This window comes from Buchnera aphidicola (Pseudoregma panicola) (assembly GCF_039376655.1).
In the GTDB taxonomy this organism is placed as follows: Bacteria; Pseudomonadota; Gammaproteobacteria; order Enterobacterales; family Enterobacteriaceae; genus Buchnera_G; species Buchnera_G aphidicola_C.
The window spans coordinates 206,552-223,374 of the sequence record NZ_CP135000.1 but is presented as its reverse complement, the minus strand read 5'-3'; the positions used below and the strand labels follow the sequence as shown (position 1 = coordinate 223,374).

General features: G+C 18.3%; 14 protein-coding genes. 6 read left to right on the top strand and 8 right to left on the bottom strand.

What is annotated here, in order from left to right; all coding sequences use genetic code 11:
* The first annotated feature begins 138 nt into the window (after positions 1-138).
* On the top strand, positions 139-903 hold the full coding sequence (tpiA, locus tag RJT18_RS01020; protein WP_343154580.1) for a triose-phosphate isomerase: 765 nt from the start codon (positions 139-141) through the stop codon (positions 901-903).
* Here the strand turns inward: tpiA and pfkA are convergent.
* The 5 genes from pfkA to RJT18_RS00995 all read right to left on the bottom strand — a co-directional run bounded on the left by pfkA (position 895) and on the right by RJT18_RS00995 (position 7,428).
* The gene (pfkA, locus tag RJT18_RS01015) at positions 895-1,857 is read right to left on the bottom strand and encodes a 6-phosphofructokinase (protein WP_343154579.1); all 963 of its coding nucleotides are present in this window, start codon (positions 1,855-1,857) and stop codon (positions 895-897) included. The two genes, tpiA and pfkA, sit on opposite strands and share 9 nt — an antisense overlap.
* 37 nt (positions 1,858-1,894) lie before the next feature.
* A complete protein-coding gene (gpmA, locus tag RJT18_RS01010) occupies positions 1,895-2,587 on the bottom strand; it encodes a 2,3-diphosphoglycerate-dependent phosphoglycerate mutase (RefSeq protein WP_343154578.1) in 693 nt (230 codons plus the stop codon).
* 205 nt (positions 2,588-2,792) lie between these two features.
* A complete protein-coding gene (gene sucB / locus RJT18_RS01005) occupies positions 2,793-3,953 on the bottom strand; it encodes a dihydrolipoyllysine-residue succinyltransferase (RefSeq protein WP_343154576.1) in 1,161 nt (386 codons plus the stop codon).
* Between the two features lie 18 nt (positions 3,954-3,971).
* Complete coding sequence (locus RJT18_RS01000) at positions 3,972-6,656, bottom strand: 2-oxoglutarate dehydrogenase E1 component (RefSeq protein ID WP_343154575.1); 2,685 nt, start codon at positions 6,654-6,656, stop codon at positions 3,972-3,974.
* 28 nt (positions 6,657-6,684) lie between these two features.
* On the bottom strand, positions 6,685-7,428 hold the full coding sequence (locus RJT18_RS00995; protein WP_343154573.1) for a Nif3-like dinuclear metal center hexameric protein: 744 nt from the start codon (positions 7,426-7,428) through the stop codon (positions 6,685-6,687).
* 218 nt (positions 7,429-7,646) lie between these two features.
* Between RJT18_RS00995 and fldA the strand changes: the two genes are divergently transcribed.
* Positions 7,647-8,180, top strand: a complete 534-nt coding sequence (gene fldA / locus RJT18_RS00990; RefSeq protein WP_343154572.1) for a flavodoxin FldA — start codon at positions 7,647-7,649, stop codon at positions 8,178-8,180.
* 78 nt (positions 8,181-8,258) lie between these two features.
* Here fldA and gap read toward each other — a convergent pair whose 3' ends face one another.
* On the bottom strand, positions 8,259-9,266 hold the full coding sequence (gene gap / locus RJT18_RS00985; RefSeq protein ID WP_343154570.1) for a type I glyceraldehyde-3-phosphate dehydrogenase: 1,008 nt from the start codon (positions 9,264-9,266) through the stop codon (positions 8,259-8,261).
* 314 nt (positions 9,267-9,580) lie between these two features.
* Between gap and RJT18_RS00980 the strand changes: the two genes are divergently transcribed.
* Positions 9,581-10,567: a beta-propeller fold lactonase family protein gene (locus RJT18_RS00980; RefSeq protein WP_343154568.1), complete on the top strand. Its 987-nt coding sequence runs from the start codon at positions 9,581-9,583 to the stop codon at positions 10,565-10,567.
* An 80-nt stretch (positions 10,568-10,647) separates the two neighbouring features.
* Here the strand turns inward: RJT18_RS00980 and glyA are convergent, their stop codons facing one another.
* Together glyA and hisS are read right to left on the bottom strand one after the other, a co-directional pair.
* Entirely contained in the window at positions 10,648-11,898 is a 1,251-nt protein-coding gene (glyA, locus tag RJT18_RS00975; RefSeq protein WP_343154566.1) for a serine hydroxymethyltransferase, read from the bottom strand.
* 30 nt (positions 11,899-11,928) lie between these two features.
* Positions 11,929-13,212 (bottom strand): histidine--tRNA ligase, encoded by a 1,284-nt coding sequence (gene hisS / locus RJT18_RS00970; RefSeq protein WP_343154565.1) that lies wholly within the window; start codon positions 13,210-13,212, stop codon positions 11,929-11,931.
* A gap of 247 nt (positions 13,213-13,459) precedes the next feature.
* Between hisS and RJT18_RS00965 the strand changes: the two genes are divergently transcribed.
* From RJT18_RS00965 to trpCF, 3 genes are all read left to right on the top strand, one after another.
* On the top strand, positions 13,460-14,230 hold the full coding sequence (locus tag RJT18_RS00965; protein WP_343154564.1) for an inositol monophosphatase family protein: 771 nt from the start codon (positions 13,460-13,462) through the stop codon (positions 14,228-14,230).
* 234 nt (positions 14,231-14,464) lie between these two features.
* The gene (gene trpD / locus RJT18_RS00960) at positions 14,465-15,457 is read left to right on the top strand and encodes an anthranilate phosphoribosyltransferase (protein WP_343154562.1); all 993 of its coding nucleotides are present in this window, start codon (positions 14,465-14,467) and stop codon (positions 15,455-15,457) included.
* The gene (trpCF, locus tag RJT18_RS00955; protein WP_343154561.1) at positions 15,450-16,817 is read left to right on the top strand and encodes a bifunctional indole-3-glycerol-phosphate synthase TrpC/phosphoribosylanthranilate isomerase TrpF; all 1,368 of its coding nucleotides are present in this window, start codon (positions 15,450-15,452) and stop codon (positions 16,815-16,817) included. The genes trpD and trpCF overlap by 8 nt, the downstream gene beginning before the upstream one ends.
* Positions 16,818-16,823 lie beyond the last annotated feature (6 nt).

The window sequence follows — 16,823 nt, the reverse complement described above, 5'->3', positions numbered from 1 at the left end:
AAATTTTTTATTTTTTTTTTATTTAAAAATATATAAAACTATATTTATTAAATAATTTTGTGTTTTATATAAAATCTTCTCTAAGTTACTGACATAAAACAGTAACTTAGTTCAGATAAAAATATTTTAGGTAAAAATATGCTAATATTATGTAATTGGAAGTTAAATGGAAGAAAAAATATGTTAAGTAAATTTTTTATAGAACTAAATAATTTATGTATAAAATTTAGAGTAAAAAGTGATATATCTATATCTCCTCCTATAATATATTTAAGTCAATTATATGAAATTTTAAAAAATATAAACAGTAAAATAATTATAGCTTCGCAAGATGTAGACATTCATACAAAAGGAGCATTTACAGGAGAAACTTCTATTTATATGTTAAAAGATTTTAATGTAAAATATGTAATAGTTGGACATTCAGAAAGAAGAACTAATCACTTTGAAAACAATAAAATTGTTGCTTGCAAATTCAAAATTGTTAAAAAAAATGGTTTAACTCCTGTATTATGTATAGGTGAATATTTTAAAGAAAATTTTAATAAATCTAAAATATTTATTAAAAATCAAATAGATTCAATTTTTATTGAAGTTGGAGAGAAAGCTTTTAGAAATTCAATAATTGCGTATGAACCAATATGGGCTATAGGATCTGGTATTTCAGCAGATCCAAATTATGTGAATGATATTCATAATTTTATAAAAAGTTATATTTGTGAAAAAGATGTATTTTTTAAAAAAAATAATGTTATAGTCCAATATGGAGGATCAATATCAAAAGAAAATGTATACAATTTTATTTCTAAAAAATATATAGATGGTATTTTAGTTGGAGGGGCTTCTTTAGAAGTAAAGACACTATTTCCAATAATAAAAATTGTTGAAAAATTTTTAGAATAATTTTTTAGATAAATTCAACCAATATTGTGTTGAATTTTTCTTAATATCATTTAAAGATTCTTTTATACTATTATGTACAATCTTTTCATTTTTTATTCCTATACATCTTCCTGAAAATCCTTTTTTTAATATTTCTATTGCATAAGAACCCATTCTAGATGCTAATATTCTATCGTAAACTACAGGAACTCCTCCTCTTTGAACATGTCCTAAAATTGTTGCTCTAGTTTCTCTATTAGTTTTTTTTTCTATATATTTAGCTAATGATTGTATATTATATAAATTTTCTGTAATTACTATTATAGAATGTTTTTTTCCATTTTTTATTTCTTTCAATATTTCTAACAATAATTGTTCTTTAGAAATTTTATTTTCTGGTATTACTAAAAATTCACAACCACCAGCTATGGAAGACAGTAAAGTTAAATCTCCACAATTTCTTCCCATAATTTCTACTAAAGAAATTCTTTTATGAGATATAGATGTATCTCTTATTTTATCTATAGATTTTACTATTGTTTCTAAAGCAGTATAATATCCTATAGTGTAGTCTGTTCCTGAAACATCATTGTCTATAGTGCTAGGAATACTAATGCAAGAAATTCCCATTTCATTCAATTTTTGAGCTCCTACATAAGATCCGTCTCCACCTATTATAATTAAGGAATCTATATTTTTTTTTTTTAAATTTTTTATTGCAATATATCTATTTTTTTTTTCTTTAAATTCTGGAAATCTAGAAGATCCTAAAAATGTTCCTCCCTTGTTTATCATGTCAGATACTATTTTTATATTTAATTTTTTTATTTTATTTCTATATAGCCCTAAAAATCCATCCTTTATACCAAATATTTCCATTCCTGATTTTATTCCTGTTATTACTATCCCTCTAATAGCAGCATTCATGCCTGGGGCATCACCACCACTAGTTAATACCCCTATTTTTCTTATCATATTTTGTAATATCCTTTTTAAAATTATATCTATATTTTTATAAATAAAAAAATTTTATTGGTTGTATTTCATCATCAAATTCATATATAATTGGTCTTCCTGTTGGAATTTCTAATTTTAAAATATCTTTTTCATCTATATGATGTAAATATTTTATTAATGCTCTTAAAGAATTTCCATGAGCTACTATAATAATTTTTTTTTTTTTTTTTAATTCAGGTAAAATAAATTTATTCCAATATGGTAACACTCTATTTATAGTACATTTTAAACTTTCTGATCTAGGTATCATGCTAGGTTCTAATTGATAATATTTTGGATCTTTTCCTGGAAAATTTTTATCTTTTAAACTAATTTTTGGAGGCATTATTTTATAACTTCTTCTCCATTCTTGAACTTTTTCTTTTCCATATTTTAATGAAACATCTTGTTTATTTAATCCTTGTAAAGCTCCATAATGTCTTTCATTTAACCTCCATGATTTATGAACTGGGATCCATAATCTGTCTATTTTTTTTAATATTATCCATGCAGTACATATTGATCTTTTTAATAATGAAGTAAATGCCATATCAAAAATAAAATTTTTTTTTAATAATAATTCTGCTGCAAAATTAGCTTCTTTTTTACCTTTTTCTGAAAGATTTATATCTTTCCATCCTGTAAATTTATTTAATTTATTCCAAACACTTTCACCATGTCTTATTAAAACTAATTCTATTTTTTTCATAAAATACACTATATTATTTTTATAATAAACATTTTATAAAAAATTTTTTATTATATTTTTTATTTTACTATCATTTTTTATAAAAAACAATATTCATATAATATATTTTTAATTTTTATAATGTTTTAATAAAATGTTATATTTTATTTATTTTAAAACTATAGATTTATATTAATATTTAAAATATCTATAGTTTTTATTTTTTTTAAATTTGAAGTGTAAATCTAGAAAAATCTTCTAAAATATTTTTTATATTTTTAAGAAAATTTATAGAATTTTTTCCATCTATTATTCTATGATCATAAGACAAAGATAAATATGTCATTGGTCTTATTTTTATTTTATTTTTTATTACTATAGGTCTTTTTTTAATTTTATTTATTCCTAATATAGCAGTTTGAGGTGGGTTTATAATTGGAGTAGAAAATAATGATCCAAAAACACCACCATTAGATATTGTAAAACTTCCTGATGACATTTCTGATATTTTTAAATTATTTTTTTCTGCTTTAATTTTTAAGTCTATTATTTTTTTTTCTATTTCTTGCATACTCATAAGATCTATATTTTTTATTATTGGAGCTATTAGTCCTTTATTAGTAGATATAGCTATATTTATATTATAACAATTATAATATGTAATTTTTTCTCCATCAATAGTAGTATTTACTTCTGGAAATTCTCTTAAAGATTCTACTACCGCTTTTATAAAAAAAGACATAAATCCTAATTTTGTTTTATATTTATATAAAAATTTTTCTTTATATTTATTTCTTATTTTAATTATTTCTTTCATATTAACTTCATTAAATGTAGTTAACATTATTGCATTATTTTGAGTTTTTTTAAGTCTTTCAGATATTTTTTTTCTTAAATTGCTCATTGAAATAGTATAACTATTTTTTATTTTTTCTTTTTTTAACAAATTAAAACTTTTATTTTCATTTTTTGTTTTAAATGTTTTATTCTTATTATCTATTATTTTTTTTATATCTGTTTTTGTTATTCTATTTTTTTTTTCTATATTTTTTATATTTTTTTCATTTATATTATATTCTCTAACTAATCTTCTAGCAGAAGGAGAAATTTTCTTTTCATATATTTTTTTATTTTCTTTAATATTTTTTACTATTTTACCTAATATTTGTTTTGAACTTATGCTAGAGCCTTTTTTTTTGTAAATTTTTTTTAGTATACCATCAGATGGTGATGATACTGACATTATTATTTTATCTGTTTCTATTTCTAATATAGTTTCATTTTTTTTTAAATTTTCATTTATTTTTTTTTCCCAATTTATTATAGTTGCATTTGTTACTGATTCTGGGAATTCTGGAGCATATATATTAATTATATTATCATTCATATTTTATATTTTTTCCTGTTAATATAAAGAATTTTTTATTATTTTTTCTTGTTCTTTCATATGTATTTTCATATATCCTGTTGCAACTGAAGACGAAGATTTTCTACTAATGCATTTTAATGAAATAGTATTTGGAATTATTTTTTTCATATTTTTTTTTATAAAATACCATGCTCCTTGATTTTTAGGTTCTTCTTGAGACCATATAAAATTTTTAGAATTTTTGCATAAATTTAATATTTTTTTTATTTTTTTTTTAGGAAATGGATATAATCTTTCTATTCTTATTATTAATAAATTAGTAATATTATTTTTTTTAATCGTATTTTTTAGTTCATAATAAATCTTACCTGAACAAAAAATTATTTTTTTTATATTTTTATAGCATTTTTTTTTTTTATAAATTATACTTTTAAATTTATTAAAATATATTTCTTTTAAAGAAGAAAAAGATCTATGATCTCTTAACATAGATTTTGGTGACATTATTATTAAAGGACAAAAATTTTTTTTATATATTTGATCATATATAATATTGTACATTTGTCCAGAAGTGGTAGGATAAACTATTTGAAGATTGTTTTCTGAAGATAATTGTAAGAATCTTTCTAATCTTGAAGAAGAATGTTCTGGGCCTTGCCCTTCATATCCATGTGGTAACATCATTATTAGTTTACATTCTTCACCCCATTTTTTTTTTCCTGATGATATAAATTGATCTATTATTACTTGTGCTGAATTTGCAAAATCTCCAAATTGAGCTTCCCATATGTTAATAACTTTTTTAGATGATATAGAATATCCATATTCAAAAGCAAGAACAGATTCTTCAGATAATGATGAATTCCATATACCAAAATTACTTTTTTTTGTTACTTTTGATAAAGGTATATAAGACTTTTTTTTTATTTGATCATATATAATAGCATGTCTTTGGAAAAAAGTTCCTCTAGCTACGTCTTCTCCAGATATTCTGCATGAAATACCTTGTTTTAACAAAGTAGCTATGGATAAAGCTTCTGATGCACTCCAATCAAATTTTATTTTTTCTTTAGACATTAATATTCTATTATTATATATTTTTTTAACTATTTTATGTACATTCATGTTTTTAGGTATTGTATTTATTTTTATAGATATTTTTTTTAATTCTGAAAAACTAATATATTTTTTTTTAATATGTTTTTTTTTTTTATTTTTTATTATAATTTTTCTTTTATAATTTTTTTTGCATATTTTTCTATACTCATCATATTTTTTTTCAAGAATAGTATTATATTTTTTTTTTATTTTTTTTACTTTTAATAAAGATATTTTATTTTTTTCTATTAATTTTTTTTCATATATTTTGTATGAAGGTAAATGTTTATTTATAATATTATACATATGAGGTTGAGTTGCAATCGGATCGTCTGACTCATGATGACCATGTTTTCTATAAGATACTACATCTATGAATATATCTTTTTTAAACTTTTTTAAAAATTTCATAGCCAAATTTATTATAAAAATTGCTTTTTCTGGAAAGTCTGCATTTACATGAAATATAGGGCAAGAAATTATTTTTGATATATCTGTACAATATTTACTTGATCTCATTTCCGAAATTTCGGATGTAGTAAATCCTATTTGATTATTTATTACAATGTGAATTGACCCATTTGTTTTAAATCCTTTATTTCTAGACATATTTAGTGTTTCTTGTACTATTCCTTGGCCACTTATAGATGCATCTCCATGTATTAATATAGGTAATATATTTTTTTTATTTTTTTTTTTTAAATTTTTTTCTAGATAGAATTTGCTAGATCCTAGTACTACAGGATAAATGGATTCTAGATGAGATGGATTATTTTTTATTTCTAAATATATTTTTTCATTTTTTATAAAAATTTTTCTTTTATATCCTAAATGATATTTTACATCATCAATTTTGTTTTCTTCATTTAAATTTATATTATCAAATTCACTAAATATTTTTTTTAATGGTTTTTTAAATATATTTCTAAGTATATTTATTCTTCCTCTATGAGACATTCCTAAAATTATTCTATTTATATTATTTTTTGTAGAATTTTTTATTATTTCTTTAATCATAGGTAAAACTATTTCAGAACCTTCTAAAGAAAATCTTTTTGAACCACAAAATTTCAAGTTTAAATATTTCTCAAAATAATTTGTTTTTATTAAATCTTTTAATAATTTTTTTTTATTTTTAATATTAAATTTATTTTTATTTTTTTTTTCTATAGAATTTTTTATCCAATTTTTTTCTTTTGTTACTTCCATATGCATATATTCTATTCCTATTGAATTTGTATATATTTTTTTCATTTTTTTATATATTTTTATATAATCTAATTCAATTTTTTTTTTAATATCTTTTTTTTTAGTAAGAAATTTATATTTTTTTTTAAAATATAAAAATTGTTTAATATTTTTTCTATTTTTTTTTATTGGATTTGTTTTTGCTATAATATGACCATATGATCTGAAAGTAAATATAAGATTTTTTATATCATATTTTTTTATTATATTTTTTTTTTTATTACTAATATTTAATAAATTTTTAAAAAAAAATTTCCATTCTTTTTTAAATTTAGACTTATTTTTTAAAAATTTTAAAAAAATATTTTCTATATAATTTTGATTATATATATTTAAATATTTAAAAATATTTTTTTTATTTTCTTGTTTTTTCATTTTTTTTTATATATTTTTTATAAAATTGTTAAATAGGATTGTTAATATTAATAAAATTTGTATTTATTTCGTATTTTTTATTTATCCATTCTCCTAATTTTTTTATTCCATCTATTTCTGTAGCATGATGACCTATTGAAATAAAATGTATTTTATATTCATTTGCGTAATGCATAGTTTCTTCTGATACTTCTCCAGTTAAAAATGCATCAACACCAAAATTTGCTGCATCTACAATAAATTTTTGTCCTTTTCCACTACACCAAGATATTTTCTTAATATTTTTTTTTAAATTATTTTTATAATAAAAAGGGTTTCTAGAATATTTTTTTTTTACTTTATTTATTAAACTTTTTAAAGAAATACTTTTATTGAAAGTTCCCCAAAATAAAAAATTATTAATTTTTCCTTTAATTTTTATTTTTAATTTTTTAGCAATTTGAACATTATTTCCAAATCCTTTATAAAAATCTAATGGTAAATGCCAAGAATACAAATTTATGTTATAGTTCAATATTAATTTTAGTCTTTTTCTATTAATTTTATTTATTATTCTTTTTTCATTTTTCCAAAACATTCCATGATGTACTATTATAGCATCAGCATTTTTATATATTGCTATTTTTATTAGTTTTTTACATATGCTTACTCCAGTTATTATTTTACATACTTTTTTTTTTCCTTCTATTTGTAAACCATTGTATATATAATCTTTATATTTTTTTGAATTCAATTTTTTGTTTATTATATTTTCTAAATCTATATTATTCATGTTATTTTTATTATTAAAAGATTTTAAAAAATAAATATATATATATTATATTAAAATAAAAAATAAAAATATTAAATTTATTGTATTGTTGGTAAAAAAAAATATTTTTTTTAAATAATTATTTTTATAATGTAAAATAAAAAATAATTTAATATAAAAAAAATATTTTTTATATAATATTTTTAAAATATTTTGTTTTATTTTTTATAAGGTAAAAAATGGAAAAAATAGGTATTTTTTTTGGTAGTGACACTGGCAATACAGAAAATGTTGCAAAAAAAATATTAAAAGAAATAAATTCTAAAAATGTTTTTTTACATGATATATCTAATTCTACAAAAAATACTTTAAATAAATATAAAATATTAATTTTAGGTTCTCCTACATGGTATTATGGAGAACTTCAATCTGATTGGGATGATTTTTTTCCTATTTTAAAAAAAATAAGTTTTAAAAATAAGATAGTTGCAATATTTGGATGTGGTGATCAAGAAGACTATGCAGAATATTTTTGTGATGCAATGTATACAATATATAAAATAGTAAAAAAAAATGGTGCTATATTAATAGGAAAATGGTCAAGCAAAGATTATAATTTTGAATCTTCTAAAGCTTTATATAATAAAAAAAAATTTTTAGGACTAGTTATAGATGAAGACAGACAACAAAAAAAAAGTAAAATTAGGATAAAAATTTGGGTAAAAAAAATATTATCAGAAATAAAAAAAATATATAAAAAATATAATTTATAATATTATATAAATAAACATTTATAATGTAGTATTATTTCTATTTTTTTTAGGAATAATACTACTTAATAAATATATTTTTTATATAATTTTTTTTTTATGTATCATACAAGCTAAATCTAATACTTTACTTGAATATCCTAATTCATTATCATACCAAGAAATTAATTTTACAAAATTATTATTTAAAGATAATCCAGCTTTTTCATCAAAAATAGATGTAAAAGTACTTCCGTTGAAATCTGAAGAAACTACTTCATCTTTAACATAACATATTACATCATTCATTTTTTTTCTAGAATATTTTTTTATTATGTTACAAATTTCTTTATAAGTAGCTGATTTTTTATATCTTACTGTTAAGTCTATTACAGAAACATTTGGTGTAGGAACTCTAAATGCTATTCCTGTTAATTTTCCATTTAATTCTGGTATTACTTTTCCTACAGCTGCAGCTGCTCCTGTAGTAGATGGTATTATATTTTGCATAACTCCTCTTCCACCTCTCCAATCTTTTTTAGAAACTCCATCTACTGTTTTTTGAGTAGCTGTAGTAGCATGAACAGTAGTCATCAATCCTTCTATTATTTGCAGTTCATCATGTATAATTTTTGCTAATGGAGCTAAACAATTAGTAGTGCATGATGCATTAGATACTATGTCTTCTCCATTATATTTTTCAAAATTAACTCCTTTTACAAACATTGGTATATTATCTTTTGTTGGAGCTGTTATAACAACTTTTTTTGCTCCAGATAATATATGTTTATTTGCATTTTCTAAATCACAAAACATGCCTGTAGATTCTATAACTACATCTACTAATAGTTTACCCCATGATAAATTTTCTGGATTATTTTCTGAAGATATATGTATTTTTTTTTCATCTATTATTAATAGATTTTTTTTTACTTTAATATTTTTATTAAATTTTTTATGTGTAGAATCATATTTTAATAAATATTTTATGTATTTTGCATCCAGTAAATCATTTATTGCAACTACTTCTATATCTGGTCTATTTTGTGCTAATCTAAATACTAATCTTCCTATTCTTCCAAAACCATTTATTCCAATTCTTATTTTCATATTTTTTACCATATAAAATATATATTTTTAAAATTTAAATATAATATCTATTATAAATAATTATATATAATAAAATCTTTTATAATAAACATTATTATAATATTATATTTTTTTATTTAATAAATTAAAAGGTTAATAAAAAATATTTTATATTAAATTTTTTAAAAAATATAACTTTATATTTAAATAAAAAAAAATAATTTTTAATATAATTAAAATTTTTTAAAAAATTATATAAAATTTTTTATTTTTTTGTATTTATTTTTATGTTAAAACTTTTTATTAAATAAAATATTTTATATTAAAATTAAAAAATGAAAAAAATAGTTTATATATCTTTACCTAATAAAAATATTATAAAGGTTTTAAAAATTACTGACAATATGTTATTTGAAACAATACAAAATGTTAAAATATTTGGAAACATTCAACCTATATATATATGTAATAAAAAAAAAATATTATATGTTGGAGTTAGAAAAAAAAATAAAATATTAACATTTGATATATTAAAAAATGGTACTTTAGAAGAAAAAACAAATATAAATATAGATTATCCTTCTAATCATATTCATGTAAATTTGAAGCATAAATTGTTGTTTAGCAGTTCTTTTCACGGAAATTGTTTAGAACTATATAAAATAGATAAAAATTATGTTCCTTATAAAAAAATTTATACTTTTACAAATATATATGGATGTCATTTTTCATCAGTTACTAAAGACAATAATTTTCTTTTTTTTACTTCTTTAAAAAAAAATAAAATATATTATTTTAAAATGTCAAACTTAAATAAAATAAATAAAAATTTTATTTCATATATAAAACTTGGAAAAAATTTTGGACCAAGACATTTTGTTATGCATAATAATAAAGAATTTATATATGTAATAAATGAACTAAATGGAATTGTTTCTACTATAAAAATTAAAAAAAAAATAAAGGTATTACAAAATATAAGATTATTTCCAAATAAAAATAAAAAATTTTGGTCTTCTGAAATAGAAATAACTCCATGTAATAAATATTTATATGCTTCTGACAGAAAAATAAATATTATAACATCTTTTAAAATTGAAAAAAAAAAATTTAATTTAAAATTTTTAAAATACTATAAAACTGAATGTCAACCAAGAACATTTAGAATAGATTCTTCTGGTAAATATTTAATAGTTGCAGGAGAAAAATCTAATAATATAACATTATATAAAATAAATAAAAAAAATGGTGATTTAACATATTTAATAAAAAATTTTTTTGTAGGAGGAAATCCAGTTTGGATAAATTTTTTTGATTTATAATTTTTATTTAATTTTGTTATAAAATATGATTGTGTTATCAATGTTTGTTTGAAACACAATCTTATTAAAAATAAATATATTTATTTGTATACTGGATATTTTTTACATAAAGTTTTTACTTTTTCTTTTATTTTTTTAATAATATTAATATTTTTTTTATTTTTTATTATTTTTATTATCCATCTTGATATTTTTTTAGATTCTTTTTCTTTAAATCCTCTTCTTGTAATTGCTGGAGTACCTATTCTTATACCAGATGAAATAGAATGATTTAATTTATCACTTGGTATACTATTTTTATTTACTATTATATTAGCTTTTGATAAAATTCTTTCTATTTCTATTCCAGTAGAATTATTTTTTGTCAAATCTATTATGAACAAATGATTAAAAGATTTTTTAAATACTATGTCAAATTTTTTTTTTTTAAATTCATTTATCATAGTATTTACATTTTTTATTATTTGAATTTGATACTTTTTAAACTTGTTACTCATAGCTTCTTTAAAAGATATTGCTTTAGCTAAAATAACATGCATTAATGGACCTCCTTGTGTTCCTGGAAATACTGACATATCTATTTTTTTAAAAATATTTTTGTCTTTCATATTAGACATTATTATTCCTCCTCTTGGACCCCCTAATGTCTTATGAGTTGTACTAGTAACTATATGAGCATATGGAATTGGATTTTTGTATAATCCTGCTAATATAAGTCCTACTATATGTGATATATCTACTAATAAATATGCTTTGATTTTATCAGCAATCTTTCTCATCTTTTTCCAATTACAAATACCTGAATATGAAGAAAAACCTCCTACTATCATTTTAGGTTTATATTTAATTGCTATTTTTTTTAATTTTAAATAATCTATTTTACCGTAATTATCTGTTTCATAATATACAAAATTATATATTTTTCCAGAAAAATTTACTTTAGATCCATGAGTTAAATGACCACCATGAGATAGTTTCATTCCTAAAACAGTATCTCCTTTGTTTAAAAGAGAAAAATAAGCAGCAAAATTTGCTTGTGAACCAGAATGTGGTTGTACATTAACATATTTTACATTAAACAATTTTTTTGCTCTAGATATAGCTAATTTTTCTATTTTATCTATATATTTACATCCAGCATAATATCTATTTTTTATATTTCCTTCAGCATATTTATTAGTTAAAATAGATCCTTGAGCACTTAATACTGCTTTACTTGCATAATTTTCTGATGCTATTAAAGTTATTTGACTTTCTTGTCTTTTATGTTCTTTATTTAATATGTTTAAAATTTTTTTATCATTTTTAATATTATTGTTTATATTAAACATGTTTTTTCCTTATATAAATATAAAAATTTTTTATTTTTTTTCAAATAAATTATAAATTTTTTTTATAAGATTTTTATAACAATATTTTTTTTGTGTTTTATTTTTTAAATTTTTCAAAGTATAGTAGTTATTTTTTATTTCTTCATTACCTATAAACAAAATTGTTTTTACTTTGTTTTTATTAGATTTTCTAAGTTTTTTTTTAATTTTTTCACTAGAAAAATTTACAAATATTTTTAATTTTGGAAATTTTTTTCTTATTTTTTCTGATATTATTAAAGATTTTAATATTGCAATTTTTTCTAAATATATTATTTCTATGTCTATTATATTTTTATTAAAATTATTTTTTTTTAATATATCCATTAATATTATTAATCTTTCTATACCTATTGCGAATCCAAAAGCAGGTATACATTTTTTATTTAAAGAATATGATAATTTATCATAACGACCTCCTGCGCAGATTGTTTGTTGTGTTTTTAACATTTTATTTTTCCATTCAAAAACTGTATCATTATAATAATTTAAACCTCTTACCAAATTTTTATTAATATAATATTTTATTTTAAATTTTTTTAAACAATTTTCTAAATTTTGAAATCTTAACAAAGATTTTTTGCTTAAACTGTCAAATAATTTGGGAGAATTTTTTAACATTTTTTTTATATAATAATTGTTACTTTCAAAAAGTCTAAATGGATTTTTTTTATAATTTTTTTTATAATGTTTTTTTATAATATTTTTTTTATCTTCTAAAAAATTATTTAATTTTTTTTTATATTTTTTTCTTTCTTTTACAGATCCTATAGAATTTATTTCTAAATTTAAAAAGTTTAATATTCCTAAAAATTTCCATATTTTTATTGTTATTAAAATTGTTTCTAATTCTATATATATATCTTTTATACCTATTGTTTCTACACCAAATTGATGAAATTCTCTATATCTTCCTCTTTGTGTATTTTCATGTCTAAACATTTGACCAAAATACCATAATTTTTGTGTTTTATTTATATATAATAAATTATTTTCTATTATAGATCTCATGCATCCAGAAGTTCCTTCAGGTCTTAAAGTAATTTTTTTATTGTTTTTATCTAAAAATGAATACATTTCCTTTTCTATAATATCAGTATTGTTTCCTATAGATTTTTCAAAAAGTTTAGTATTTTCTATTATTGGAGTTTTTATTTCTTTATAACAATATTTTTTTAATATATTTTTACACACTTTTATTAAATAATTATATAAAAATAATTTTTCTCCTGTATAATCATTCATTCCCTTTATAGATTTTATAATTTTTTTCATAATATTTTATATTTTATAAATATATTAATTATAATATTTTTATTGTAAACTTTTAATAAAATAATAATAATAAAAATTTATTATATATTTTATCTTAAAAATTAATTTTATTTAATGTTTATTATTAAAAAAATTATTATAATTACTTTTTAAAATTTTATTGTTTTTTTATTGTAAATATATACATAATATAATTTATTTTTTATAAAAATTTTTTAATTTTATAAATATGAGGTAATTATAATTTATGAATCCAATGATAAATATTGCTACTTCTGCAATTAGAAAAGCAGGAAATTTTATTATAAAATGCTATGATTCTAATTTTTTTTTCAAAAAAAAATATGACAAAAATTGTTTTCTTTTTGATGAAATAATTAAAAAATCTGAAAATATAATAATTAATGAAATATATAAATATTATCCTAATCATATTTATATAACTAATAAAAATATTAATTTAAAATTACAAAAAACAAAAGTATATTGGTTTATAAATTCTTTAGATGGTTATATAAATTTTAATAATAAATTTCCTCATTTTTGTACTTTAATATCAAATTTTATTAATAATGATATTTTTATGTCAGTTATATATGATCCATTAAGAAATGAACTATTTACTTCTATAAAAGGAGAAGGATCTAAATTAAATGGATATAGAATGAGATGTAATAATAAAATTATAAATAATAATATAATTTTATCTATTAATATTTCTAAAGAAAATAAATTATTAAAAAATAAGTATATAGAAATAATTAAAATGCTTTTAAATAAAAATGTTAAGATAAGAATAACAGGATCTGATATTCTTGATTTTGCATATGTTGCATCTGGTAGATTAGATTGTTTAATAATTGAAAAAAATAATATTTTTAATTTTTTATCTGGAGAATTACAAGTAAGGGAATCAGGAGGTTTGACTAATAATATATTAGAAAATTTTAATGTTAATATGAAAAATAATACTGTTATTATAGGAAATAGCATTAGTATTAAAAAAATAATTCTTTAGTATTTATTATTTTTAAAATTAAAAAAATTTTTTTAATTTTTTTAAAATAATATAAAAATATTTATAATTTATTTTTCTTTATAAAAATTTGTTTATAATAATTATTTTAACAAATTTTTATAAATAATTATATTATATTAAAATTAACACTATTAATTTTATTTATAAAATTATACATTATAAAATAAATTAATTTAAATTAATATGTATTTTTTTAAAATTATATAAAAAAATATGAAAAAAATATTCAAAAAATTATATAAATTAAAAAATTTAAGTTTTTCAGAAAGTTATAAACTTTTTAAAAATATATATAATAATAATATAAATGATGCTGAAATAATATCAGCTATAGTTTTAATGAAATCTAAAAAAGAAACTTTATATGAAATATTAGGAGCTGTAAAAAGTATTTTAAAAAGAAAAAAAAATTTTTATAAACCTAAATATTTATTTTCAGATATTACGGGAACTGGAGGTGATTATAAAAATAGTATAAATATTTCTACAATTAGTGCGATCGTAGCTGCTTCAGTAGGATTTAAAATAGCGAAACATTGTAACTATAATATTACTGGAAAATTTGGTTCTGCTAATTTTTTAAAAAAAAACAAAATAAATATTAATATTTCTTCTGAAGAATCTAGAAAAAACTTAGATAATACAAATATATGTTTTTTATTAGCTCCATTATATTATGATGGTTTTAAATATGTTAAAAATATAAGAAAAAGTTTAAAAATAAGAACAATATTTAATTTAATAGCTCCATTATTAAATCCTTCTAGACCTCCTTTATCAGTTATAGGTGTATATAGTTTAAGATTATTATCAATTATTACTAAAATTTGTAAAGTTTTGAAATACAAAAGAGTAATTTCTGTACATAGTAATAATTATGATGAAATAACTCTTTATGGTCCTACATACATTAGTGAATTATATAAAGGAAAAATAAAGAAATATAAAATATATCCAGAAAGTTTTGGTTTTAAAACTTATAGTGAAAAAAAAAATATAAAAAATAAAAATTGTACTAAAAATATTGTTGAAGGTATAGGAGATAGTGTATATTTAGAAACTATATCAGCTAATGCATCTATTATTTTAAAAACTTTTGGAGAAGAAGATATAAAATATAATGCCAGTTATATTCTTAAACTAATAAAAAGAGGTATGATAAAAAAATTTATAAATAAAATATCTAATGGTAAAAACAATGAATAAAAATTTTCTTAAAAACATTTTATATCATAAAAAAGAACATATAAAAACAATAAAAAAAAAATTCCCATTAAAAAGTTTTAAACATTTTATAAAAAAAACTGAATTAAATTTTAAAAATAGTTTTAGTAAAAAAGAAATTTCTTTTATCTTGGAAATAAAAAGATCTTCTCCATCTTTAGGAGTAATTTGCAAAAATTTTAATATTCAAAAAATAGTAAATTGTTATAATAAATATGCATCTTCAATATCAGTGGTAACAGAAGAAAAATATTTTAATGGAAAATTGAAATATTTAAAATATGTTAGAAAAAATACAAAATTACCAATTTTGTGCAAAGATTTTTTTATAGATGATTATCAAATTTATTTATCCAGATTTTTAGGTGCTGATGCTATTTTATTAATGTTATCAATTTTAAAAGACGTTGAATACATTAAATTTTCTAAAATAGCTAAATCTATGAACTTAGGTATATTAACTGAAGTAAATAATGAAAACGAAATAGAAAGAGCTATTAATTTAAAATCTGAAATTTTTGGAATAAATAATAGAAATTTAAAAGATTTATCAATAGACATAAAAAAAACTAAAAAATTGTCCAAATTTATACCAAAAAATAATATTATAATTAGTGAATCCGGAATATTAAATAATAAAAATGTAAATTATTTAAAAAAATATGTAAATGGATTTTTAATAGGATCATCTATAATGTCTAAAAATAATATAGATTTATCTGTAAAAAAAATTATTTTTGGAAATAATAAAATATGTGGAATTACTAGAAAAAAAGATATTATATATTCTTCTGATAATGGAGCAATATATATAGGAATAATATTTGTAAAATCTTCTAATAGATATGTAAATTATAAAAATGTTGAAAAACTTTTTTATTATAGTCATATAAAATATGTAGGAGTTTTTAAAAATGAAAATATTTATAAAATAAAATATATATCTGAAAAATTTAATTTATATGCAATTCAATTACATGGAGAAGAAAATCAAGAATATATAAACATATTAAGAAAAATATTAAATAAAAATATTAATATATGGAAAGCTATAGGAATAAAAAATAGTATTCCTTACATAAATTTTAAAAATATAGATTATATTGTTTTAGATAATACAATTCCTGGAAGCGGTAAAACATTTAATTGGAATTTATTAAAAAATATTAATAAAAAAAAAATATTTTTATCAGGAGGAATAAACATTAAAAATTTAAAAAAAGCATTAAATTTAAAATGCCATGGATTAGATTTAAATTCTGGTCTAGAAAAAAAAGTTGGTATAAAAGATAAAAAAAAAATATATAAATTATTTTATACAATAAAAAACAATATAATATAAAGAAAT

Bases quoted from the DNA above. Each gene is read 5' to 3' on its own strand.
- tpiA (WP_343154580.1), top strand. From the start codon at position 139: ATGCTAATATTATGTAATTGGAAGTTAAATGGAAGAAAAAATATGTTA.
- pfkA (WP_343154579.1), bottom strand. From the start codon at position 1,857: ATGATAAGAAAAATAGGGGTATTAACTAGTGGTGGTGATGCCCCAGGC.
- gpmA (WP_343154578.1), bottom strand. From the start codon at position 2,587: ATGAAAAAAATAGAATTAGTTTTAATAAGACATGGTGAAAGTGTTTGG.
- sucB (WP_343154576.1), bottom strand. From the start codon at position 3,953: ATGAATGATAATATAATTAATATATATGCTCCAGAATTCCCAGAATCA.
- RJT18_RS01000 (WP_343154575.1), bottom strand. From the start codon at position 6,656: ATGAAAAAACAAGAAAATAAAAAAAATATTTTTAAATATTTAAATATA.
- RJT18_RS00995 (WP_343154573.1), bottom strand. From the start codon at position 7,428: ATGAATAATATAGATTTAGAAAATATAATAAACAAAAAATTGAATTCA.
- fldA (WP_343154572.1), top strand. From the start codon at position 7,647: ATGGAAAAAATAGGTATTTTTTTTGGTAGTGACACTGGCAATACAGAA.
- gap (WP_343154570.1), bottom strand. From the start codon at position 9,266: ATGAAAATAAGAATTGGAATAAATGGTTTTGGAAGAATAGGAAGATTA.
- RJT18_RS00980 (WP_343154568.1), top strand. From the start codon at position 9,581: ATGAAAAAAATAGTTTATATATCTTTACCTAATAAAAATATTATAAAG.
- glyA (WP_343154566.1), bottom strand. From the start codon at position 11,898: ATGTTTAATATAAACAATAATATTAAAAATGATAAAAAAATTTTAAAC.
- hisS (WP_343154565.1), bottom strand. From the start codon at position 13,212: ATGAAAAAAATTATAAAATCTATAAAGGGAATGAATGATTATACAGGA.
- RJT18_RS00965 (WP_343154564.1), top strand. From the start codon at position 13,460: ATGAATCCAATGATAAATATTGCTACTTCTGCAATTAGAAAAGCAGGA.
- trpD (WP_343154562.1), top strand. From the start codon at position 14,465: ATGAAAAAAATATTCAAAAAATTATATAAATTAAAAAATTTAAGTTTT.
- trpCF (WP_343154561.1), top strand. From the start codon at position 15,450: ATGAATAAAAATTTTCTTAAAAACATTTTATATCATAAAAAAGAACAT.